This window comes from Chitinophaga vietnamensis (assembly GCF_902167635.1).
Taxonomy (GTDB): Bacteria; Bacteroidota; Bacteroidia; order Chitinophagales; family Chitinophagaceae; genus Chitinophaga; species Chitinophaga vietnamensis.
The window spans coordinates 271,451-296,517 of sequence record NZ_CABHMS010000009.1 but is presented as its reverse complement, the minus strand read 5'-3'; the positions used below and the strand labels follow the sequence as shown (position 1 = coordinate 296,517).

Sequence of the window (25,067 nt, the reverse complement as noted above, 5' to 3'; positions counted from 1 at the left end):
ATGCCTAGTGCCAGTTCCCGTTTTTAGCGGGATCGTCTACAAAAATACATAAATCCTATAAAAAAGATAGACTAAAAGGAGAAATAATTAAAAAAGGGCTTGAGGCCGTAGCAAAACAAAAAGCCCTTGAAGCGCTCCAGGCGCTTCAAGGGCTTTAAAGTTGATACCGGGATTTGCCTCAGCTGCCCCGGGTGAGGATATCTTTCAAAGTTTTGTTTTCGAGAATTTTCAATGCGGAGTCCCTCACTTTCCCCATCACTTCATTCAGTCCGCAAACTGCTTCGTCCCGGCAGTTTTCGCAGCGCTCATAATAGTTGAGGCTAACGCAGGGGAGCAGCGCAATCGGACCATCCAGCAGACGTATAATCCTGGCCAACGCGATCTCTTTGGGAGGCCGCATCAGGTAATAGCCGCCACCCTTTCCTTTTTTGCTGCCGAGGATACCGGAGTTTTTCAGCTCCAGCAGGATATTTTCCAAAAATTTGATGGAGATATTCTTTTCCTGCGCAATTTCGGAAATAAGGATAGGACCTTTATCTACATTCTCTGCCAGGTAAATTAAAGCGTGAAATGCGTATTGCGTTTTTTTAGATAACATACTGACTGATTTGCATCCCTCCCGGATGTACTAAGATTGCACGAACATTTTTAACTTAACAAATATAAGTAAAAGTGAATGGTAAACAGCGGCTTGTTGTTTAGCAGCTGTTAGAGGTTCAGTACATCCTTCATGGAAAACACTCCTGTTTTGCCTTTCAGCCATTCGGCGGCGATCACGGCGCCGGCGGCAAAACCCTCGCGGGAATGGGCCGTATGCGTGATGGTAATGTCGTCGATGGCGGAGGTATACGTGATGGAATGCGTGCCTGGCGCGGGATCGATACGTTTGGAAATGATCGACAGCACGCCCGCTTCATGGCTTTCCTCATTCACCCAGGTTTTCTTGCGGCTAACGCTGGCCATCAGTTGTTCGGCCAGGGTGAGCGCAGTGCCGCTGGGCGCGTCTTTCTTCTGGGTGTGGTGGATCTCTTCCATCCACACGTCGTATTGCGGCTGACTGGCCATCAGAGCGGCCAGTCGCTTGTTCACTTCAAAAAAGATATTTACGCCGATGCTGAAATTGGTGGCGTGTAAAAAAGCCTGCTTTTTTTCTTTGCAAAGTTTTTCCACTTCCGGCAATTTATCCAGCCAGCCGGTGGTGCCGCAAACCACGGGCACATTGGCCTCGAAGCATTTGAGCACGTTATGGTAGGCCGTTTCCGGCGTAGTGAATTCGATGGCTACATCTGCCTGCCCCAGGTGCTCCTTGTCGAGCAGCTGCGGGGTATTATGCTCCACCCTTAAAATTACTTCGTGACCCTTTGCTGTAGCGATGGCATCGATAGCTTTACCCATTTTGCCATAGCCGATAAGCGCAATTTTCATGTCCCTGATCTGTTATGATTTTATGATAAAGGGAGATGCGGCTCAACGGCCCGCATAGTAGAAAGCCTTTCTGCTGGCCTTTTTGCCTCCCAATGAAATATTAACACCGATCCCCGGCGTGCGGTTATTGATGATCGTTGGCGTCACCTGCAAGGTGAGATCATTGGAGATGTCAAAGGTGCGCAGGTGCGCAAACACAGTGGCATCAATGATATTCAGGCCGTACGATAATACGAAGAACAGCACGGAATAGTCAACCCACTCACGGTAGGTATCTCTCAACACTTTCAGGGATTGTGCATTTGGATATTGTACAATGAACTTGTCTTTAACATCCGGGTTGCCGGCCATGCGGATGCGGTAGGCATCGCGGTATTGTTTGTACTGGTCCATATTGAAGATGAAGAAACCGGTACAGGTGCCCATGGCGGCGTATATCAGCGGAATTTTCCAGTACTCCCTGTTGTAGGCCTGTCCGAGCCCGGGCAGTATAGCCGAGTACAGAGCCGCTTTGCGCGGGCTGTGCGGCAGGGGCATATCTGGTCTGAACACGATGGAATCGCGCCTGGGAGCGATGTTTTTAGCGGTATCTGTGGCAATATGCTGCAATGGTTTCACGGTGTCGGCTACACGGGGTGCGGCCGCTACAGTGGTATCTGCCATACCTTGCGGTGTGGGCGCGGCTCCGGCAGGAGCGGCCAGGAATATTGCCAGGATCAGTAAAGCGCTACGTACTAAATTGATGATGTTTCCAGCCAGCTTAGCCACCGTATATATCTATTTTTTCCAGGATACTATCCAGTTCTTCATCTGAATAGAATTCGATCAAAATACTTCCTTTTCCGTTTCTTCCTCTGTCCAGTTTAACTTTTGTGGCAAAGTGGGAGGCCAGGTTGTCCTGGATCTTCTGGAAAGCCGGTGGCAGCTTGGCTTTGGCGGCTTTCAGCTGCGGATTTTTTTCAGCAGCCTGGTTCACTTTGCGGGCCAGCTCCTCTGTTTGTCGTACAGAAAGGCCGCTCCTCAATATTTCGTTATAGATGAATAACTGGTTCTCCACATTCTCCACACCGGTGAGCACGCGGGCATGGCCCATGCTCAGCTGCGTGTTGCGCACCGCCACCTGGATATCCGGCGGCAGTTTGAGCAGGCGGATATAGTTGGTAACTGTGCTTCTTTCTTTGCCCATACGTTCGGCCACCTGTTCCTGTGTGAGGGAACATTCTTCCATCAGCCTTTTATAGCTCAGGCCCACCTCGATCGCGTTGAGGTTTTCACGCTGCAGGTTCTCCAGCAGGGCCAGTTCCAGCAGTTCCTGGTCATTCACCTGGCGGATATATGCAGGAATATCTTTCAGGCCCGCCATCTTGCTGGCTCTCAGTCTGCGCTCGCCGGCAATCAGCTGGTACTTTTTGTTGCTTATTTTGGCAATGGTGATGGGCTGGATGACATCGTGCAGTTTTATCGACTGACTCAGCTCCTGTAATGACAGCTCATCAAAGTCACGGCGCGGCTGCTTCGGGTTAGTCACGATCTGGTCTAACGGAACACGTTCAATGCCGGTAGCGGCCGCCACGGCTTTGTCGCCCAGCGCGCCGGCAGTTTGTTTCAGATCGGTGTCAATGTTTTGGAGCAGCGAGCGGATGCCTTTACCCAACGCCTCTTTCTTACTTGGATTGGTCATCGTTAATAGCTAAGATTTTGTCTTTGGATTTTATTTGTGTGTAATTATGTTTCTGCAGGATCTCTTTGGCCAGGTTGAGGTAATTGATGGCCCCGGTGCTGGCAGCGTCGTACATAATCACGGATTTGCCAAAGCTGGGCGCCTCACCCAGTTTGGTATTACGGTGTATGATGGTATTGAATACGCTTTCCTCGAAATGTTGTTTTACTTCATCCACTACCTGGTTGCTCAGGCGCAAACGCCCGTCGTACATGGTCATCAGGATACCTTCAATTTCCAGGTCGGTATTCAGGCGGCTTTGTACGATCTTGATGGTATTGAGCAGTTTGCCCAAACCTTCCAGTGCAAAAAATTCGCACTGTACGGGGATGATCACGGAATTGGAGGCTACCAGGGCATTTACGGTGATCAGGCCGAGAGAAGGAGAGCAGTCTACGATCACGAAATCGTAATCATCTTTCACGCTGTCGATCACCTGTTTCATCACTCTTTCCCTGTTGGGATGATTGATGAGTTCCAGTTCGGCGCCTACCAGGTCTATATGTGAGGGGAGTACTTTCAGGTTGGGGGTATCGGATTCCAGCACTACATCTTTTGCCTGCACGTCATTCACCATACAATCGTAAAGGCTCTGCTGTACATTGCGCAGGTCGAAGCCCAGTCCTGTAGTGCTGTTGGCCTGAGGATCGGCATCAACCAGCAGTGTCTTAAATTCCAGCACAGCCAGGCTGCTTGCCAGGTTTATTGCACTTGTAGTTTTTCCTACGCCACCTTTCTGGTTAGCGATTGCGATTATTCTAGCCATTGTGTAAATTAAAAATTCTAAGGTTTATTTATAGGATAAAGGATAAATCAAACCTCTATGGTGCTTCCTATTTCAGGCAGCAACAGTTCCAGGCCAGCTTCGTCAAATTGTTGTTGTGCCGCTTTCTTGTCTATCTTAACGTAACCAAAGGTATCGTAGTGTACGCCTACTATTTTATCACATTCGATCAGCTCAGCTGCGGCGATGGCATCTTCCACGCCCATGGTGAAATTATCGCCGATCGGCAGCACGGCAAAATCGAGCGTGGCGATAGACGGTACCAGTTCCATATCGAAAGTGAGCGCGGTATCGCCGCTATAATAAAAGTTGGCATCGTCGGTGATGAATACAAAACCCATGGGGTTGCCGCCGTAAGCGCCGTCGGGCAAACTGCTGGAATGCTGTGCCACCACGCATTTTACCGTACCGAAATCAAATTTCCACTTGCCGCCGGTATTCATCGGGTGTACCTTTTCCACTCCCTGCTTGCTCACCCAGGTCACAATCTCGAAATTCGATACCACGGTGGCGCCTGTACGCTTTGCCAGCTCGATCAGGTCGGCCGTATGATCCTCATGACCATGAGAAACAAAAATGTAATCCGCCGTTATGGCATCAATGTCTACTTTCTTCGCCAGCTCATTATGTCTGATAAAAGGATCAAATAATATCCTCTTGCCTTTCACTTCAATCGCAAAGCAGGAATGTCCGTAACAGGTGTATTTCATATGCTTGAACCGGTTTGAATAGTAAAAATGTAATCAGCCAATGGTACCCCGTAATTTACGATTTACCATTTACAAATTACCATTTACCTTATTTCGCCAATCGGACAAAAATACAACGATTACCCAAAAGTCCGGCGTGGCAGTATATTTATTTATTCACAAACTGTCCGCCCTGCCCGGGAAAAATTTTAAAAGAACATACAATCTCCCCGCTTGTTATTCGTCTACATGCTCTATACTGGCTTTATACTGGCTTGAAACAGGGCGTATCCTGCCAGCAAGGTTTTAACTTTTTGGACCAGCAAAACTGCATTAACTTGCTGTCCTATCATATATTTATATAATATTTTCATCATGCGATCGGGGTTTAATTCCGTTTTTTTACTGATCTTTCTTTTATTGCTGGATATTTACGTGTTCCAGGCCGTACGGGCCATCGTGTACATGTCCAGCCCCAGGGTACGTACCGTCACTTACAGCATATATTGGTTTGTTTCGCTGGCCTGCCTGATTACCGTAGCATTGCTGCCTTACATCAAATGGCATAACTGGCCCACCGCCGTGCGTTCCTATGTACTGGCCGTGATCATCGGGCTGGTGGTGGCCAAGCTGCTCACCGCCGTGTTCCTCTTGCTGGATGATGTACGCCGCGCCCTCACCTGGGTAGTCCGTCGCTTCAGCGCGGCCAAAACCATTAGCCCGGAAACCGCCGTGAATGGCCTTTCCCGCTCCCAGTTCCTCAACAGGCTGGGGCTCATCGCGGGCGGCGGCCTCTTTGCTACGCTCGTGTACGGATTTTCCAACAAGTATAATTATCGTGTGCACAAAATAAAGCTGGCGCTCAAAAACCTGCCCGCCTCCTTTAAAGGCATGCGCATCGTGCAGATATCCGATATCCACTCCGGCAGCTTCGCCAACCGCGAGGCAGTGATCAAAGGCGTGCAGCTGATCAACGACCAGCGGGCCGATCTCATCCTCTTCACTGGCGACCTGGTCAACGATCGCGCCAGCGAAATGGAGCCCTGGATGGATGTGTTCCGTCAGGTGAAAGCCCCTATGGGCGTGTATTCCACCTTGGGCAATCATGACTATGGCGACTATTACCCCTGGCCCGACAAGACGCCCAACGGCTATAGCGCCCTTCAGCACCAGAACCTGGAACGTTTGAAACAGGTACATGGCGAACTGGGCTGGAAATTGATGATGAATGAAAACGCAGTGCTGGAGAAGGGTGGAGAGCAGATCGCCCTGCTGGGCGTGGAAAACTGGAGCGCCATGAGCCGTTTTCCCCGTCATGGTGACCTCAAGCGCGCCTATGAAGGCATTGAACATATCCCCTTTAAAATACTGATGTCGCACGACCCTACCCACTGGGATGCCCAGGTACGCACGGATTTCCCGGACATCGCCCTTACGCTGGCCGGCCATACCCATGGCATGCAGTTCGGTATAGAGATTCCCGGTCTTAAATGGAGCCCGGCGCAGTATATCTATAAAGAGTGGGCCGGCCTTTACAAGGAAGGCGATCAACACCTGTATGTGAACAGGGGCTTCGGTTTCCTCGGTTACCCCGGCAGGGTAGGCGTATTGCCGGAGATTACCGTCATCGATCTCGTTTAACCGAAAAATGGAGTTTATCGACAAATAACCATCATACAACTACAGTTATGCCCTCTTCGACTGTCAACTGCATTTAAATGCGGAATTACACCTATCTTGCGGTGAACGTAGTACAAGGAAAAAGCATGTTCATGCGCGTTTACTTTATATTCCTGTTGCTGTTATGCAGCCGTATCGCGGCGGGCCAAACTTTAGCCGAGCTGGAAAAACAGCTCGATTCGTTGTTACGCAAAAAAGATAAGAGTGAACTGGTTGCAGCAGTGGGATATGGCAATAATCCCGCCTACGGCAGCAAAACCACCAACTATGAATGGCCGATAGTAATGAAGACCTTCCTGGCGCCTTCATTGACCTACTATCATAAAAGCGGCTTCTATGGCGGCGTTAGCAGCTATTACCTGGTAAATGCCAATGAACATCCCTGGTTTGAATGGGACCTCACTGCCGGTTACGACTATACGAAAAGTGATAACGTACTCACCGGTATTTCTTACACTAAATATTTCTTCGCAGATTCCAGCGATGTGCCTAAAACGCCCATCACCAATGAGATATTCGCTTATTTCTATTACCGCAAGTGGTGGCTGGAACCCGGTATCAGTGTGGATTACGGCTGGGGCAAGCATGATGAGAGCGGAGAGCATACCCACAGTTCGTTGCGTGGTAACGACTTCAACGTCATCTTCGCCGTGCGGCATCCCTTCCTGTTCAATGGCATCCTGAGCGGCACAGATGCCATATTGCTGGCGCCCTCCATCGGCTTTACCTGCGGCACCGCCAACTATTTCAGCAACCTCAAAGCCTTTCAATATATTACCCGTTCTCCCAAGTTAAAGAAGACCGTTGTACATCGCGGAAAAGAAATTGCATTGGAAGATCATTCCGGTTTTGAGCCGCGCGCACTTGATCTCACACTTAATTTTTCCTATCTCGTCGGCAAATTGAATATCGCCCCCGCCTTCACTGTTTTCAAGCCTTTCACCGGAGAAGACCAGCACATCATGAGCTATTTCACTGCGCGTGTGGCGTATAGTTTTTAATATTGAGCATAAAATTTGTAGTTAGCCAATCACAATTAGTCGCGTAGGGGTAAATGTTGTGATGTACGTCTATATTTTAACCATTATTATTTAAAGCAATTTTATGAAAAAACTGTTTCTCGCAGTCGTGCTGCTAACCGCAACTGCCGTTTCAACCGTTAAAGCGCAAGACAGATTGCTCCGTTTTGGTGTCAAAGGTGGAGCTAACCTTGGTAAATTAGATGGTACCGGCTACCAGGATGGTTTTAAACTGGGCTATCACATTGGCGCTTTCGCGCAATTGCACCTGGTAAAAGGTTTCGGAGTACAGGGTGAATTTGTTTTCTCTTCTACCAAAACCAAGACCACAGACGATTTTAGCCAGATCTACAATACTGGTAATCTGAGCGACAACGGAAAAACGATCAACATGAATTACCTGAGCATTCCTTTGCTGGCCAACATCGACCTGGGCAGTCCCCGCATTAAATTGCAGGTAGGTCCACAATTCAGTGCGTTGGTGAGCGACAAGAAAGTGTTTGGTTCTTCCGGCGCTGTTAACCAGGCCTTCAAAGGCGGCGATATTTCCGGTGTGGCTGGCTTATGGTTGCAATTGCCTATCATCAACATCAGTGCGCGTTACATCATTGGCTTTAATGACGTGAAAGACCTGAACAGCGTAACCAACACCAGCAACTGGAAAAACCAGGCGATCCAGATTGGCGTTGGCGTTACCTTGTAATTATTTACGGAATGCCATTAAGTTATTTTCCGATGTCCCGGCAATTTGCCGGGACATCGCTTTTTCCGGTCATCACTCCTGCTGCCATGCCGGCACTTGGCATTAAACTTGACAATGTACCCCTGCTCTAAATAATGAGGACTGTAGCCGTATTTTATGACAGAATGTCCTCGGAGGCTTTAAATAACTCAGATGAACAGATTTTATTTAGGAAATTCGGAAGATGAAATGGAGTTCATGCCTATTATCCCTTTGAATGAAGATGGGGATGCGCAAGAGGATGACAGCAAAATCCCCGATGAACTGGCATTGTTACCATTACGAAATACAGTATTATTCCCCGGGGTGGTATTGCCCATCACCGTTGGCAGGGACAAGTCCATAAAAGCAGTGAGCGATGCGTACAAGACTGACAAAATGATCGGTGTAGTAGCGCAAAAAGACAGTACTGTAGAAGATCCCAATGTGGCCGATCTCACAGAAGTAGGTACTGTGGCCCGTATCGTGAAACTCATCAAAATGCCGGATGGCGGCACCACCATCATCATCCAGGGACGCAAACGATTCAAAATAAACGAGATCGTTACAGAAGATCCGTATTTCAAAGCCAGGATCACGGTACTGCCGGAAGAGACGGTAGCCGAGGATACGGAATTTGACGCCTATGTTTCTTCTATCAAAGACCTGGCTGCGCAGATCATCAACCTGTCGCCCAACCTGCCTTCAGAAGCTGGCATCATCCTGAAGAATATCGAGAACCCGTCGTTCCTTGTGCATTTTGTGTCTTCCAACCTCAACTCCGAATTAAAAGATAAACAGCAATTGCTGGAGATCAACAACCTGCGCACCCGCGCGGAGCTGCTGATGAAATTGCTGCAAACAGAATTGCAGCTGGCCGAGCTGAAAAACAAGATCACCAACAAAACCAAGGCGGATCTTGACAAACAACAGCGCGACTACTTCCTGCAACAGCAAATGAAATCCATCAAGGAAGAGTTGGGCGGAGATGCCAATGATCGTGAGATCAGGGAGATGAAGCGCAAGGCAGAAGAGAAGAAATGGTCGCCGGCCGCGGCGGAAGCCTTCGCAAAAGGCATTGAAAAGCTGGAGCGCATGCATCCCACCACGCCGGACTACAGCGTAGTGTACAATCACCTGGATCTCTTGCTGGACCTGCCCTGGGGCGATTATACCACCGATAGCTACGACCTGAAGAAGGCGAAAAAAATATTGGACCATGACCATTACGGCATGGAAAAGATCAAAGAAAGGATATTGGAATACCTGGCTGTACTGAAACTGAAAGGAGACATGAAATCTCCGATCCTCTGTTTCGTAGGCCCTCCGGGTATCGGCAAAACCTCGCTGGGACGCTCGATCGCCAATGCAGTGGGCCGCAAGTACGTGCGCCTGAGCCTTGGCGGCCTGCATGATGAAAGCGAGATACGCGGTCATCGGAAAACCTATATCGGCGCGATGCCGGGCAGGGTCATTCAATCTATCCGGAAGATCAAATCATCTAACCCGGTAATGATCCTCGATGAGATCGACAAGATCGGCAATGACCTGCGCGGCGATCCCAGTTCCGCCATGCTGGAAGTGCTGGACCCGGAGCAGAACAGCTCTTTCTATGATAATTACCTCGAACTGGAATACGACCTGAGCAAAGTATTGTTCATCGCGACAGCCAACAACATCAATGCGATCCACCCGGCGCTGCGCGACCGATTGGAGATCATTGACCTGAGCGGCTATTCTATTGAAGAGAAAGTGGAGATCGCCAAACGCCACCTCTTGCCGAAGCAGAAGGAAGCGCACGGGTTAAAGGATACAAAATTTCGTATAAGCAACAGCGTTATAGAGCATGTGATCGCGGACTATACCCGCGAGAGCGGCGTGCGGGAGCTGGACCGGCTCTTTGCCTCCATCATGCGTAACCTGGCGAAGGAGGTAGCGCTGGAACGTCCGCTGCCGGAGAATATCACCGATGCAAATATTGAAAAAATATTAGGCAAGCCGCGTTACTCCAACGAAATATATAAAGTGGGTAATCCTCCGGGAGTGGCTGTAGGCCTCGCCTGGACCTATGTTGGCGGCGATATCCTCTTTATCGAAAGCAGCCTGAGTGAAGGCAAGGGCGAACTGAAGCTGACCGGTAACCTCGGCCAGGTGATGAAAGAGTCTGCAATAACGGCCCTCACTTACCTGCAGGCCAATGCTGCCCAGTATAAGATCGATCCGAAACTGTTTGCGCAGAAGAGCGTGCATGTGCACATCCCGGAAGGCGCCGTTCCGAAAGACGGTCCCAGCGCGGGTATCACGATGCTCACGGCGCTGACCTCTATTTTCACCGGCCGTAAAGTAAAATCGTATCTCGCGATGACCGGCGAAATTACGCTGAGAGGGCAGGTGTTGCCGGTAGGAGGCATCAAAGAAAAAATACTGGCTGCCAAACGTGCCGGTATCCGCGAGATCATCCTCTGCTGGCAGAATGAGAAAGATATCAAAGAAATTAATCCCGACTATATCAAAGGACTGAAGTTTCATTATGTAAAACAAATGAACCAAGTGCTCGAAATAGCGTTATTAAAGAAGTAACACACGTAACATTGCTGTCACTCATGACGGTAAACTATAGAAGAGTTCATGCTGGTTTGTTGTGACCCCGGTATGAACTTCATGTTGATTGTTTTAAGGGTTAAAACAAAGCCATTCCTGGAAGGGAATGGCTTTGTTATTAATGTCGGTTGTTGCATGAATTTGCCGTACCCCGGGACCGGCCGCGGCCACGGGTTTGTGGGTTTGTGGACCCCGGGTTCCACCCGGGTCTACCGAGCTATCGCTCCTACGGAGCTTAGTGCAGCGGAACATACGGTTTATCTACCGGGCTTTCGCTCCTACGGAGCTTGATCAATGCGATTGCTACCGCCCCTACGGGGCGGCATATTGGTAGACACAATATCCGCTACCAATATATCGCCCCGTAGGGGCGAAAGCCCGGTAGATAAACCGTATGTTCCGCTGCACTAAGCTCCGTAGGAGCGATAGCTCGGTAGCCCCCGGGGCGACAAATTTACGCAACGATGCCATCATGCTTATTGCGTACTCCGTAATTAATCGATGAGCTGGCGCTTATAAAGCTGTATCGTGTTTTCCAGGCCGTAGTAGAGTGCATCAGCAACGAGGGCGTGGCCGATAGACACTTCTTTCAGCTGGGGGATATGCAGTTTAAAGAAGCGGAGGTTGTCGAGGTTAAGATCGTGGCCGGCATTGATTTCCAGGCCGGCGGCAGTGGCCTCGCGGGCGGTGTTCTTATAGTCGTTGAACAGCTGGAGGTTCTGCGGTTGTGTGCGTGCATTCGTATATTCTTCCGCGTAAGGGCCGGTGTAGAGTTCGATGCGATCGGCGCCGGCGGTTTTGGCGCCAGCTACTTTGTCTGCTTCCGGGTTGAGGAAGATAGATACACGGATACCTGCCTTTTTGAGTGTGGAGATCACATCTTTCAACTGCGACTGATAGCGGACGGTGTCCCAGCCGGTGTTGGAAGTGATGGCGTCTGGCGGATCGGGCACCAGTGTGCATTGGTGTGGTTTCACTTCCAGTACGAGGTCCATAAATTCTTTTGATGGATAGCCTTCGATATTGAATTCGGTGGTAACGAGGGGTTTCAGGTCGCGCACATCTTTGTAGCGGATGTGACGTTCATCGGGGCGTGGGTGTACGGTGATGCCATCGGCGCCGAAGCGTTCGCAGTCCTGGGCCACTTTCAATATATCGGGGAGATTGCCGCCGCGCGCATTGCGCAGCGTAGCAAATTTGTTGATGTTTACACTGAGCTTTGTCATGGTGCAAAATTAAAACAAAAAGCGTTCTGTTTTTGACAGAACGCTTTTTGATATATTATACCCTTACGATTAGTAACGGTAGTAGTCTGGTTTGAACGGACCTTCTTTAGGCAGGCCGAGGTAGGCTGCCTGTGCGTCGCTGAGCACGTCCAGTTCCACGCCGATTTTTTTCAGGTGGAGATGGGCTACTTTTTCATCGAGGTGTTTAGGCAGTACGTATACTTTGTTTTCGTATTTGTCTGCGTTCAGCCACAGTTCCAGCTGCGCGAGCGTCTGGTTGGTGAAGGAGTTGCTCATTACGAAAGAAGGGTGGCCGGTAGCGCAACCGAGGTTTACCAGGCGGCCTTCTGCCAGCAGGATGATATCTTTACCGTCGATGGTGTATTTATCTACCTGTGGTTTGATTTCCACTTTGGTGTTACCGTAGTTTTTGTTGAGCCATGCTACATCGATTTCGATATCGAAGTGACCGATATTGGAAACGATACATTTATCTTTCATCAGTTTGAAGTGTTCGCCGGTGATGATATCGCGGCAGCCGGTAGTAGTTACTACGATATCGGCTTCTTTGATGGCATCGCTCATTTTTTTCACTTCATAACCTTCCATGGCGGCTTGCAGTGCGCAGATCGGATCGATCTCTGTAACGATCACGCGGGCGCCGGCGCCTCTGAGGGATTCAGCGGAACCTTTACCAACATCGCCGAAACCGGCTACTACCGCCACTTTACCAGCGATCATTACATCGGTAGCACGGCGGATCGCATCTACGCAGGATTCGCGGCAACCGTATTTGTTATCGAATTTGGATTTGGTAACGGAGTCGTTGATGTTGATAGCGGGCATCGGCAGGGTACCGTTCTTCATGCGCTCGTAGAGGCGGTGAACGCCGGTAGTGGTTTCTTCGCTGAGGCCTTTGATGTGCTGGATCAGTTCTGTGTATTTGTCGAGCACCATGTTGGTGAGGTCGCCGCCATCATCCAGGATCATATTGAGCGGACGATCGGGAGAACCGAAGAACAGGGTTTGTTCAATGCACCAGTCGAACTCTTGTTCGTTGAGGCCTTTCCAGGCGAAAACAGGAATACCGGCAGCGGCGATAGCGGCAGCGGCGTGGTCCTGTGTAGAGAAGATGTTGCAGGAGCTCCAGCGTACTTCGGCGCCCAGGTGTACCAGGGTTTCGATCAGTACGGCAGTCTGGATAGTCATATGCAGACAGCCGGCGATGCGTGCGCCTTTCAGTGGCTGGCTATTGCCATATTCTTCTCTGAGCGACATGAGGCCGGGCATTTCGGCTTCTGCCAGCTCGATCTCTTTGCGGCCCCAGGCAGCAAGAGACATATCTTTTACCTTATATTTCAGGTCAAAGTCAATGTTAGATTTAGCAATTGTAGACATTCTGTTCTTTTTTTGGCAAATCTATGGTTATTTTATCTTTTTACATAATCATTCGTAGTAAATTTCTCCCTTTCTCCCCTAAAGTTTTGTTAAGCAGCCTTCTGCCTTCTATCTCATCTTGCTAAACAAATTAATTTGATTAAATATAATTTATGATATAAATTTGCTTATTATAATATATGATTTTATAACAAACTGTTTTTTTATAGTTGACAATCTATAGAATATATGGAAAGTTATAAAGTCATGTCGATCTTCGCTACACGCTGAGTATATAACAAAATAACCACCGGCAAAGGTTTTTCAGAATTTACAAGGAATAACAGCTTGGTGCCGGGAGAGCCAATTTACATACAGGCATATAGGGTTTTACAAAGGACTGTATTCATTTTTCTGACTTAAAATCTATATGTATAAATAGAAATTTTACACGTTTTTATGTTACTCCTTTCCCATCCTATGAAATCAACGAAGAAAGCTATGCCCTGTCGTATCGCAGCACGTTGCGGTATGGTGCTGGTCTGGATAATTGGCTTCGTGATTAACGCACACGCACAAACGAAAAAAATCATTAACCCCGGAGGAGGCCTTGCTACTACCAATGACCTGAGGATCGAGATCGATCCCAGTGGCAGCTACAGCGTTTACCGTTTGGGCAATGCAGAAACATATCAGAAAATACCAACGGGTATCGTGAGCACCATGATATTCCAGGATCTTGATAACCTGTACGTGAGCAGTGAGCTGACGCCGAGCATCTGTGAGATATCTGACGTGATGGGGAAAGGAACCACGGCAGAACCTTACCGGGTGAATATGATCGGTACCGTTAGCGGCGCGGGGTTCAACTTCTTCAATAACATGACGATGATGATCACCATCAGTTATGTAAGCGGGACCAATTATTTCTACCTCGACTATACTTTTTTTGTAGCAGCAGCAGATATGCCGGGCGGCCTCAATGCAGTGCCGCACCTTTATTTGTCTGAATACAATGTATTACAGGAAGCTCTGGCGCCCACCGCGCCCGGCTATCCTGGCGCAGCGGCCCTGTACACCAAAGGATTCATTGAGATACCGCCGCCAGTACCGACAGGCACCACGCCCAAGCTGGTAGGGCTTTTCAGAGGTATTGGCACACCGGCTTCCGGACCATTCACACATGTATTGGCTGCACGCGACCAGTTCTCTACTTATTATTCCGGTGTGGTAAATTCCCGCAACCAGAAGAAAACGGATGGTTTCAGTCTTTATAACACCTGTAACTTCGGACAGCTGCCCAGCACCAACCGCGGTATTGCCGTGGAGATCTCCGATCAAAACAAACCCCTGCAAGGAAATGTTGCGCAGGGAACATCGGTATTGGTAGGCTATGGTACAGATACCACATTTAATTCAGATTATATTCCCCTGCAAGCCGCTATGGCCAGCAGGCCTGTGAGCACCGGTTCCACGCCGGTGATCGTGCAATTTGCACAGGATACGCTCGCCGGGCTGGAAGGTAATACAGGTGATAATCATGATCCTCATAACTTCAATATCATTGTATCGGGCGGCAAGATCACTGCGCCCTTGTACGTGAAGATGCAGGTGGTACCTGCCACGCCGGGCGATACGCATGTGGCAATAGACGGCGTGGACTATACCAATTTCCAGAATGGTTTTATGATACCGCCCGGAGATTACAGCACGCCTACCCCTGTTACGGTGAATGGTTTTACCGTGATCGGTAATAACAAACTGGAATACGACCGTCATTTTAAAGTGCAATTGGTGCCCGTTGGCTGTAACGGCCTCCTTACGCTGGGCCCCAAGGTGGTGGCCACTTACGTGATACAGGATGACGAGAACCATAACATCTTCTTCACGCCGCCATCACCGGCATCGATCGATGAGGGTAACACCGCCACTGCGCAGGTGAGCCTGCAATCCGGTGTTACCACTACGGAGGCATTCTGGGTAAAACTCAGCGGCATCGCGCCAACGACCGGAGTAACGGCCACGCCTAAACTGGATTATATCCTGCCGGACAGCGTGTTGATCGATATTAATAAAGGATCGGCCAATATCACGATCAGCGCGGTGAAAGACAGTGTGCTGGAGCGCCCTGAGTTGTTCCGTGTGAAGGCAGATGCAGTAGTGCTGGGTCATCCGGCTACTGTTACCGGCGCCGATATCACCATCAATGATATGACCCGCCTCGATCCTACCTTAACAGCCATCCAGCTGATAAAGGACCCGGCGGTAACGGAAATCAAAGAAGGCAACCTCTATCACTTTACCGCATCATTACCGTTCAACGTCACTACTGATATCCCGATCACCGTTACCCTGGCGCCTGCCGGCACGGCCACTAACGGTGTAGACTATACGCTGTCGCCATCGCCATTGGTGATCGCCAACCATTCCACTACGCTGAATATTGATGTGCCGAAAGACAGTGTGATAGATGGCGATAAGACATTGCAGCTCAGCGGCACCGGTAACGATGGTATCACCAACACCTATCATGTAAACGATACCACGCTGACCATTATAGATGCGAACTACCCGTTGACCAGTCCGGTTACTTTGCATACCACTGCCACTGCCATTGACGAAGGCAATGCAACAGGTGCGGACATCACACTGGTACTGCCCAACGGCCTGAAAGCAGGTAAGGACATGGTCTTCAACATCAGCAGGGGAGTGACCGGTACCGCCGCCAACACAGCCTACAGTGGCCTGCCGGCAACGATTACGATACCGGCCGGACAAAATGCCTCTGCCCCGGTGAAGATCACAGCGCCGGCTAACCTCGTGCTGGATGACAGTTCCATGCTGGTGATCAATTTCTCGCATCCGGATGTGAACATCAAAACAGGCGACAGCCTCAAACTGGTGATCGCGGATAAAACAAGAAGTACCTCACCTGGCAGCGACAAGATCACGCTGACGGCACAAACCGCACTGCTGAACGAAGGAGACAGTACGAAATTCCAGATCGCCTTGCCAACAGGCATTACTTCAGCGAAAGATATTCAGATCAGTTTAGCGGCCAACCCGGCCTCTGTGGCTACCGCGGCGGATTTCACGCTGAACCAGCCGAACATCGTTCTGCGCAAGGGCCTGAACAGCGCGCTCACTGATTACACCGTTGTTACTGCAACATCAGACCTGGTGCTGGAAACAGACGAACAGCTGATCATCGACGGTACTGCACCAAATTACACGATCACATCTGCCGCTTTCAAGATAAAAGATATGACCCGCCTCAATGCGGCTAATACGGTCATCTCCTTTAAGAAGGATCCCGCAGTTACACAAATCAAGGAAGGCAACCTGTATCATTTCAGCGCTTCCCTGCCTGATAATGTGACAACAGAAGTGCCGATCACCGTCAACCTTACTTACAGCGGCACCGCCACTTACGGTACCGACTATACGCTGACGCCGCAATCGCTGACCATCACCAATCACGCTGCCAACTTTGACCTGAATGTGCCGACCGATAACCGGATCGATGGCGATCAGACCCTGATCCTGAGCGCTACCGTAACAGATGGCACCAGCACGGCTTTCACCGTGAAGGATACTACCCTGATCATCAAAGATGCAAACTATCCGCTGACCACACCGGTGACCTTGCAGCTTACTACCAACAGCATTGATGAAGGCAATACCACCGGTACCAATCTCACCGTGGCTTTCCCGGGAGGATTGATCGCCGGTAAAGATTTCACTTTTAATATAGGCAAGGGCCTTACAACCACTGCCGCTAATGGCGCGTACACTGCGTTGCCGGCAACCATCACCATCCCTGCCGGTAAAAATGCATCGCTGCCGGTGGCGATCACCGCGCCTGCCAATACGGTACTTGATGATGACTCCTATGTAATCATAACGCTGGCCAGTGCGGACCCGAATATTGCGACGGGCGACAGCCTGAAATTGAGCATTGCAGATAAAACGAGGATCACTTCGCCGGGCAGTAACAAGATCACGATGACGGCGCAAACGGACCCGCTGAATGAAGGCGACAGTACCCGATTTGTATTGTCGTTGCCCGCTGGCATTACCTCTGCCAAAGATGTGAGCATTGCGCTTTCACGCAACACTGGTTCTGCGGCATCCGCAACTGACTTCAGTTTCAGGTCACCTAACATTGTATTACCAAAATTCACCAACAATACCACTACGCCGTTTACGGTGATCAATGCTTTACAGGATAAGATCATTGAAAATGATGAACAGCTGATCATCGATGGTACGGCAGCCAATTACACCGTAGCATCTGCTTCTTTCATCATTAAAGATATGACGCGCCAGGTAGCTGCCAACAGGGCGCTCACCATTGCCCCTGCTACACAGCAGCTGGCAGAAGGCGCCAGCAATGATTATATCATCAGTTTGCCGGCAGGCGTAACCACCGAAATCCCGCTGACGATCAACTTCAGCACCTCCGGTACCGCCACAGCCGGCGCAGACTATACACTACCGGCAACGGCTACACTCTCTTCCGGCGATACGGTACATGTGCCGCTGGTGATCAAGACCGATAATATCGTAGAAGGGCCGGAAACCATCCATGTTGCGCCTTCCGTGACCGATGGCAGCGCTTATGTGTATACCATTGGCGCCGCAGATGTGACGATCATTGATGCGCAATACCCGGTAACATTGCAACTCACCGCTACGCCGGCCTCTATCAAGGAAGGCGACCAGACCGCGCTTAACGTTACCTTGCCTAATAACTGGATCGCCGGTTTTGATATAAGCGTTAACGTTATAAAAGATGCCGCTTCCACTTTGGCCAATACTGACCACTCCGCCGTGCCGGGCACTTTCGTGATCAAGAAAGGTCAGACCGCAGCAACACCGGCCACCATCACCGCCTTTGCCAACAATATGCTGGGCGACGGCGGTACCATCATTGTTACCGGCTCCACTTCAGATAATAATATAAAAGTGCGGCCCGATACCATCACGGTGGCAGATAATACCATCAACCAGCCAGGCGCCAACCAGATGACGATGAGCTCCAATATCAGCATAGTGCCGGAAGGCAGCAGTGCGGATATCACGATATCATTGGCAGGTTCTTATGTTTCCAAAACGCCGATCACCGTTACCCTCAGCAGGGATGCGGCTTCTGTGGCCGGCAATAGCGATGCTACGCTTACCACTACCCAGCTGGTATTGCCAGCCGCCACCCATTCACAAACATTCGCCGGCGTGCTGAAAGCCAATACCGACCTGGTATTGGAACGAGATAAATCTTATATACTCGATGGCGCTGCCGCCCCGTTTGTGGTCAATAATGTGCCGCTGACTATCAAGGATATGACGCGCGCATCGGCCGCCAATACTACTTTGAGCGTAGCCGCACAAACGCCTGCACCTTATAAGGAAGGCGATAAAGTAAACCTGAATGTTACCCTGCCTACCGGCGTAACAACAGAAGTGCCCATCAACATTACCCTGCAACCGCGTAATGGCACCGCACAATCAGGCGCAGATTATAATCTTCCTAACGCCATCATCTATAACAAAGACACGGTAATCGTATTGGACCTGTTGAACGATAATCTCGTAGAAGGGCCGGAAACACTGAATATCCCGGCTACTGCAACAGATGGCATCTCTACATTCACGATTAACCCGCTCGACTATACGATTACTGATAAACAATATCCCTTGCCATCGCCGATATTGATCAAGGCTACGCCAGACAGTATTGATGAAGGTGGCGCCGGCACGAAGCTCTCTGTGCAATTGCCGAATGGCTGGCAAGCGGGCAGGCTGATCACGGTGAACCTCAACAAAGGCGCGGCATCTACGGCCACCACCAACGATCACAGCGCATTGCCTGCATCTATTACGATGAACCCGGGAGATAATGAAACGGCTTCGTCTACGCTCGTGAGCGCCTACAGCGACCTGGTACTGGAAGATAACGAAAGCCTGATCGTTCAGGGAAATACCGGAGATATAAATATGCCGGTACGTGATACCACGGTGATCATCAGAGATAAGACACATGAGAACCCGCTGTACAATGTGCTGAAGCTGACCGGCATCACCACCGGCACACATGTGCTTGAAGGCAACAGCTACACCCTGCAGGTGAGCCTGGCGCCTGGCGTGACCTGTAACCGGGATATCGCCGTAGGCATATCGATAGACCCTGCATCTGCCGCCAAAGCAACAGATGTCAGCGGCCTGCCTTCAACAGTGGTGATACCTGCGGGTCAATCAGCAGTACAGTTCTCCTTTACTGCGGTGGCAGACAAGGTAATTGAGCCGGATGAGTTGCTGCGCCTTGTAGCTGTATCTCAAAACTATCCGGGCCTTACAAGCGATCATATAGACCTGACGATAGATGATGCTACCCGCCGCGATCCCGCCAATCTGCAACTCGCGGTGAAGATCGATTCTACTTCCCTGATGGAAGGCCATAGCAGCCAGGTAACTGTTGGCTTCACTGCCGATCAGATTGTATCCTCAGAAGATATCATCATCAATATTGCCCGTGATCCTTCATCTACCGCTGATGATGCAGATTACAGCGGCATGCCGGCGCAGGTGAAACTGCCGGCGGGCACGCATAGCCTTACTTATACTTTGAACGCCATCAACGATCATGCACTCGAAGGCGATGAGCAGCTGGTGTTCAAAGCCGCACTGCAACCCGGCAGCTTTGCCTATACGCTGCAACAGCCTGCCGCGGTGCTGATCCCTGAAACCGGCGATATGCGCGTAATACTTACCAAAGGCAGCGATGCCGCGGAACCCGCCACCAATGGCAGTTTCGTGTTCAGCCTGCCCGGTACCGACACCGCCGCCGCCGATGTGAAAGTAGTGTTCTACGTTAGCAGCATCGCAGGTACCACCAATATTGCACCTATACCCACATCGGTAACGATACCTGCCGGTAAAACCAGTGTATCCGTTCCCGTTAATGTGATCGATAACTATGTGATAGAAGGCGATGAGCAGGTGAAAGCCGCCCTGATGCTGGCACAGATGAAACGTTTCAACAAGTTCATCGGCTTCAACGTCAACGAAGCAGATACCGTAATAGTGACGGTACATGATGATGAGAGCGACGCTACCGGCCCTAAAGCCCTTGCCCGCCAGATGCTCGTGGAAAAAGTAAAAGATGCCGCCGAACCGGCCACACAAGGCGCTTTCCGCATCCGCTTCACAGATACGCAGCTCTCTGCCGTGAAAGATGTAACTGTGAATTATACCGTTGGCGGCAGCGCTACGCCCGATGTACGTTATCAAAAACTGGGTGGCAGCGTTACCATCCCGGCGGGCCAGCATGAAGCGATTGTAACAGTGAATCCGATAGATGATAATATCGTAGAGGGAGATGAAAATGTGCAACTGCAACTGAAGACGGTGAGCAGCACGCTCGCAGGCGTGACCTGGCCTATCTCTTCACAATCCACCGCCGATGTGATCATCCACGATAACGACACGCTGGTGCTCAATATCGCCAGCGCCGTTGCCACAGCGGTAGAAGGCGACGCGATACAGTTTACGTTCAACTCGCCTACCCGCGCCAAGTCCGATGTGCCGGTACGCCTGCAGATCGATCAGGATTCGGCCCGCAGCTTCGCCACCAGCGCCGGTACGCTCTCCGGTAACGTTCTTACGGTGAACCTGCCCGCTATGCAAACGCAGTACACCTTTACCATCACCGTTACTGATAATGACGTAAATGATGATAACGGATTCCTGAAGGCGACGATCCTGCCTTATAATGGCAGCAACAGTACGCCGCTGTATACAGCCGGCGCCAATAATGTTGCACAGGTAGCGATTACAGATAATGATCCGCTGAGCATCTCTTTCGCTGCGCTTAAATTCTCTGCGAAAGAAGGTAACCTCGGTGAACGCCTGCCGCTCGACTTCAAACTGAAGATGAGCCGGAAGAGCTCGCGCCCGATCACGGTGAACTATGTGTTTGAAGAAGATACCAATGGTACCGAGATGCCTTTCATGAGCTACAAAGCCATACCTGGTAAGGATTTCGAAGATAACATCACACAAACTATCATCCCGCCGATGGCGTCGGAAGGTACGCTCACTGTGCGCATGATTGGTGATACCGTGTTTGAAATGGATCAGTCGTTCATTGTACATATGATGACGGTATCTGTGCCTTCCGGCCAGAATACGCCCACACTCACTGATCCTGTAAAGGCCACCGGTGTGATCCTCAATGATGATCCGATGTGCGGCCCTTGTGATACCGATGGCGATGGTTTGACCAATGACCAGGAAGATATCAACCACAATGGTAACCCCTGGGATGATGACAGCGATGGAGATGGTATCCCCAACTTCCTCGACCTGGATTCTGCCAACGATGGCGTACCGGATTCCGTGAGCAGGTTCTATCTCGACAAAAACCGCCAGCTCAATTATGTAGATGGGGTAGATGGCAAGATCCGCGTGTATCCTGGTATTTCGCCGAATCATGATGGCATGGGTAATGAGGTGATGTACATTGAGAACATCAATAAATATCCGGATAACAAGGTGGTGATCTTCAACCGTTGGGGCGGCACTGTCTTCAAAACAAACAACTACGATAACAAGTCCAACAACTTTGACGGCCATGCCAATACCGGCGGCAGCTCGGGACAAGAGGTGCCGGATGGTTCTTACTTCTATGTGATCGAGGTACGTACCAATGGTAAAACGGAAAGGTATACGGGCTACATTGTCATCAAACGTTAAACAAGTTGATACCTATGAAAAAGTACATCATAAAAGCGCTAGGTATAGTGGTCATCTGCTGTTGCGGCGCGAAAGTGCAGGCGCAGCAGGAGCCTATCTACTCGCAATATATGTTCAACAACATGGTGATCAACCCTGCGTATCCTTCTATGGACGAGTCGTCCAGCCTCACGGCTGTGGGCCGCAACCAGTGGGTGGGCGTGGATGGTGCACCTAAAACGGCTACGGCCTCATTTTATACGCCTGTGAAGGCCACCAATACCAGCCTGGGTTTTTCGCTGATGAATGAAAAGATCACGGTGAACTCACAAACGCAGGTCAACTTCAATGTATCGCAGCGTGTGAAACTGAATGAGAAGCTGTACCTGGCGATGGGTATCAAAGGAGGCGTATCGCAGTACAAGGAAGATAACTGGGCGCTCAACACTTCCGATCCTGTATTTGCAAAAAACCAGAGTTACTGGAAAACGGATGTGGGCTTCGGTTTCATGCTGTTCACCGATCATTTCTTTGTGGGCGTCTCTTCTCCCACCTTCAAAAGTTTTGACCTGGGCAACAGTGTAAATAAAGTAGCGGTGCAATCGCATTACTATCTGCAAACTGCTTATCTCTTCACGATCAATGATGCGGTAAAGATCAAGCCGAACATTTTGATCCGTGCGGTAAAAGGCAGTGGGGTACAATACGACCTCAATGCCAATATACTGCTGAAAAACCTGGTATGGCTGGGCGCTTCCTGGCGTTCTGAAAAAACCGTGACAGGCCTGGTGCAGGTGCAGGCCACCAAAAACCTGCAGATCGGCTATTCGTATGATACGCCCACGCAATCGAACCTGAAGGGCGCGCAAACCGTATCGCACGAGCTGATGGTAAACTATCGCTTCGCCTGGTCGAAATGGAAAGTGGTAGCGCCAAGATATTTCTAACAAAATAACTATTCATCAATCATGGATCGTATGCTAACTTTTAGAAACTTCATACTTTTCCTGAGTACGGTAATCCTGTTTGTTTCCTGTGCATTCGTGAAAGATCATACAGGCGGAAATGGCATGGCCAAAGTAAGGCGTGCGGACCGCCTGTTCAAAAGACAGGAATATGAGCATGCAGTGAGCCTGTGCAATGACGTGATCAACAACGGCGGAAGAGAAGAAGTATTACGCGCGGCCAAGCTGCAGCTGGCGCGCATCTATTTTGAAACACGGCAGTTCGAAAAAACGCTCAGCCTCTATGATGAGCTGCTGTACAAACCCGGCAATGATGTGCTGGTAAGCGATGTGACCAATTACATGGACCTGCTGAAGCGCACCGGCCGCGTGCTCAAAGCCAAAGAAGTGGCCGAAACCTATGCGAAGAACTACAAGAATAACGCACGTTTCACCAACCTGCAGGAATCACTGACGAACTACTACACTTTCTTTAACCGCGATTCCATGCGGAATGTGCGGGTAGACAGTTTACGGCTGAACCTTCCGGGGTATCAGTACGGACTGGCATTGTATAACGACAACATCGTATTTCTGTCGAATGATTTTAAAAAGAACGATGCACAGTCGTTCTACACCAATTCAAAATTATACATGGTGTCGGAAGATGGCGTAGAACCCTTCAGCAACAGCCTGAAAGGCGTACTGCAAGTAGGGCCGGCCTCTTTCTTCGATCATGGTAAAAAAGTGATCTATACTTCCAATCGTTTCGATGCGGTGAAGAACGAGAAAAATTCCTATATCAATTATAACAACAATACCCAGTTGCTCCAGGCCACTTATCAGCCGGAGCACGACAACTGGAGCAAACCCGTGCCGGTGAAGATCGGGAAAAATGCAGATAACTATTCTTTCCTGCATCCATCTGTTGCTCCGAATGGGAAACGTTTGTACTTTGCATCCGATATGCCCGGCGGTTATGGCGGAACAGACATCTACTATACCGACTGGGACAAGGAAGAGAAGCGGTGGAAAGCGCCGGTAAATATGGGTCCTGCGGTGAATACCAATGGTAATGAACTTTATCCGTTCGTATCCGGAGACCAGTTATTTTTCTCTTCCAATGGTCTGCAAGGTTTTGGCGGACAAGATATATTTGTGATCAATGTGAAGAAACCGGAAGAAGGGGTGGCGCATCTGCCTTACCCGGTGAATACACAGTTCGATGACCTGAATCCCGTGCTGGATGTGAATAAGCGGCTGTTGTACTTTACCTCTGACCGCTCCGGTGTGCACGACAATGATCATATTTATGTGCTCAACCTGAAGAAAAATCCTTTGAAACAGCTGGACCTGCCCGATCCCGGCAAGCCGCTGAAAGATGACGATAAAGTGCCCTATACGATGAACCAGACGGATGATCGCCGTCAGCAGACTTTAGTAGGAGACAAGCGCTACGACAACATCTCAAATGATTCCGTTCAGCAGCCTTTACCTGTGCCTGTGAAACGTGTAGCCGAGCCCGTTATTGCCAACAACGAGCGCCCGGTTGCGGACTATGCCGATGAACCCGTGAACAGCTCACCAGAGATCATTCCCTGGCAAAATACCGTGAACACTGTAACAGCGCCAACAGCAGCGGCCGCGCAAGCCGCGCCCGCCGCCTTCAGCGACAGCCGCAGCGCCAATGCCGCTCCCGACAGGATCGGATGGCGCCAGCCTGAAAACCCGAATCCCGCTACCCAGAAAGGCGACAGCCTCGCCAAAGTAGCCGGGGTATTGTGGCATATCCCCGGGGTGATCTATTTCGATCTCAACTCGTATGTGCCGCAAGACCGGGAATGGCGCAAGCTGGATTCCATCTTCCAGGTATGGAAAGCGCATCCGCAACGCCTCATCCTGATCAATGGCCACACCGATGTGATCGGCGCAGAGAAATATAACCTGGCATTGTCGAGGAACCGCGCCGTATACATACAGGAATGCCTGCGCAGCAGGGGAGTGGATCCGGACCGTATCCGGGTTAACTATTACGGCTCTACGAAACCGGTGATGATCGCCAAACAATATTCCCTGGCAGCCGACAGGGAGCTGTTCATAAAGGTACAGGGCGTGAACCGCCGCTGTGAAGTGAGGATCTTGTAAATA

General features: G+C 50.1%; 15 protein-coding genes. 7 read left to right on the top strand and 8 right to left on the bottom strand.

What is annotated here, in order from left to right:
• Positions 1-178: 178 nt before the first annotated feature.
• The 6 genes from FPG75_RS23105 to FPG75_RS23080 all read right to left on the bottom strand — a co-directional run bounded on the left by FPG75_RS23105 (position 179) and on the right by FPG75_RS23080 (position 4,639).
• Complete coding sequence (locus FPG75_RS23105; protein ID WP_143310415.1) at positions 179-598, bottom strand: RrF2 family transcriptional regulator; 420 nt, start codon at positions 596-598, stop codon at positions 179-181.
• Between the two features lie 110 nt (positions 599-708).
• A complete protein-coding gene (dapB, locus tag FPG75_RS23100) occupies positions 709-1,425 on the bottom strand; it encodes a 4-hydroxy-tetrahydrodipicolinate reductase (protein WP_143310413.1) in 717 nt (238 codons plus the stop codon).
• Positions 1,426-1,467: 42 nt separating this feature from the next.
• Positions 1,468-2,193 (bottom strand): DUF5683 domain-containing protein, encoded by a 726-nt coding sequence (locus FPG75_RS23095; RefSeq protein WP_143310412.1) that lies wholly within the window; start codon positions 2,191-2,193, stop codon positions 1,468-1,470.
• Positions 2,186-3,106, bottom strand: a complete 921-nt coding sequence (locus tag FPG75_RS23090) for a ParB/RepB/Spo0J family partition protein (protein ID WP_143310410.1) — start codon at positions 3,104-3,106, stop codon at positions 2,186-2,188. Before FPG75_RS23090 ends, FPG75_RS23095 begins: the two co-directional genes overlap by 8 nt.
• Entirely contained in the window at positions 3,090-3,911 is an 822-nt protein-coding gene (locus tag FPG75_RS23085; RefSeq protein ID WP_143310408.1) for a ParA family protein, read from the bottom strand. Before FPG75_RS23085 ends, FPG75_RS23090 begins: the two co-directional genes overlap by 17 nt.
• Before the next feature lie 47 nt (positions 3,912-3,958).
• Entirely contained in the window at positions 3,959-4,639 is a 681-nt protein-coding gene (locus tag FPG75_RS23080) for a metal-dependent hydrolase (protein WP_143310406.1), read from the bottom strand.
• Positions 4,640-4,993: 354 nt separating this feature from the next.
• Between FPG75_RS23080 and FPG75_RS23075 the strand changes: the two genes are divergently transcribed.
• From FPG75_RS23075 to lon, 4 genes are all read left to right on the top strand, one after another.
• Positions 4,994-6,259 carry a metallophosphoesterase gene (locus tag FPG75_RS23075; RefSeq protein WP_143310404.1) on the top strand — a complete coding sequence of 422 codons (1,266 nt, stop codon included), beginning with the start codon at positions 4,994-4,996 and terminating at the stop codon, positions 6,257-6,259.
• A gap of 77 nt (positions 6,260-6,336) precedes the next feature.
• A complete protein-coding gene (locus FPG75_RS23070; protein WP_143310403.1) occupies positions 6,337-7,299 on the top strand; it encodes a hypothetical protein in 963 nt (320 codons plus the stop codon).
• Positions 7,300-7,402: 103 nt separating this feature from the next.
• Positions 7,403-8,020: a porin family protein gene (locus FPG75_RS23065; RefSeq protein WP_143310401.1), complete on the top strand. Its 618-nt coding sequence runs from the start codon at positions 7,403-7,405 to the stop codon at positions 8,018-8,020.
• Positions 8,021-8,212: 192 nt separating this feature from the next.
• On the top strand, positions 8,213-10,618 hold the full coding sequence (lon, locus tag FPG75_RS23060; RefSeq protein WP_143310399.1) for an endopeptidase La: 2,406 nt from the start codon (positions 8,213-8,215) through the stop codon (positions 10,616-10,618).
• A gap of 515 nt (positions 10,619-11,133) precedes the next feature.
• Here the strand turns inward: lon and FPG75_RS23055 are convergent.
• Entirely contained in the window at positions 11,134-11,865 is a 732-nt protein-coding gene (locus FPG75_RS23055; protein ID WP_143310398.1) for a pyridoxine 5'-phosphate synthase, read from the bottom strand.
• A gap of 69 nt (positions 11,866-11,934) precedes the next feature.
• Positions 11,935-13,263, bottom strand: coding sequence for an adenosylhomocysteinase (gene ahcY / locus FPG75_RS23050; RefSeq protein WP_143310396.1), 1,329 nt, complete (start codon positions 13,261-13,263; stop codon positions 11,935-11,937).
• 438 nt (positions 13,264-13,701) lie between these two features.
• On the opposite strand from ahcY, the gene FPG75_RS23045 reads away from it, so the two are divergent.
• The 3 genes from FPG75_RS23045 to FPG75_RS23035 are packed head-to-tail and all read left to right on the top strand — an operon-like array spanning position 13,702 to position 25,064.
• On the top strand, positions 13,702-21,996 hold the full coding sequence (locus tag FPG75_RS23045; RefSeq protein ID WP_143310394.1) for a Calx-beta domain-containing protein: 8,295 nt from the start codon (positions 13,702-13,704) through the stop codon (positions 21,994-21,996).
• A 14-nt stretch (positions 21,997-22,010) separates the two neighbouring features.
• Positions 22,011-22,922 (top strand): PorP/SprF family type IX secretion system membrane protein, encoded by a 912-nt coding sequence (locus tag FPG75_RS23040; protein WP_143310393.1) that lies wholly within the window; start codon positions 22,011-22,013, stop codon positions 22,920-22,922.
• Between the two features lie 30 nt (positions 22,923-22,952).
• On the top strand, positions 22,953-25,064 hold the full coding sequence (locus tag FPG75_RS23035) for an OmpA family protein (protein ID WP_161596896.1): 2,112 nt from the start codon (positions 22,953-22,955) through the stop codon (positions 25,062-25,064).
• Positions 25,065-25,067 lie beyond the last annotated feature (3 nt).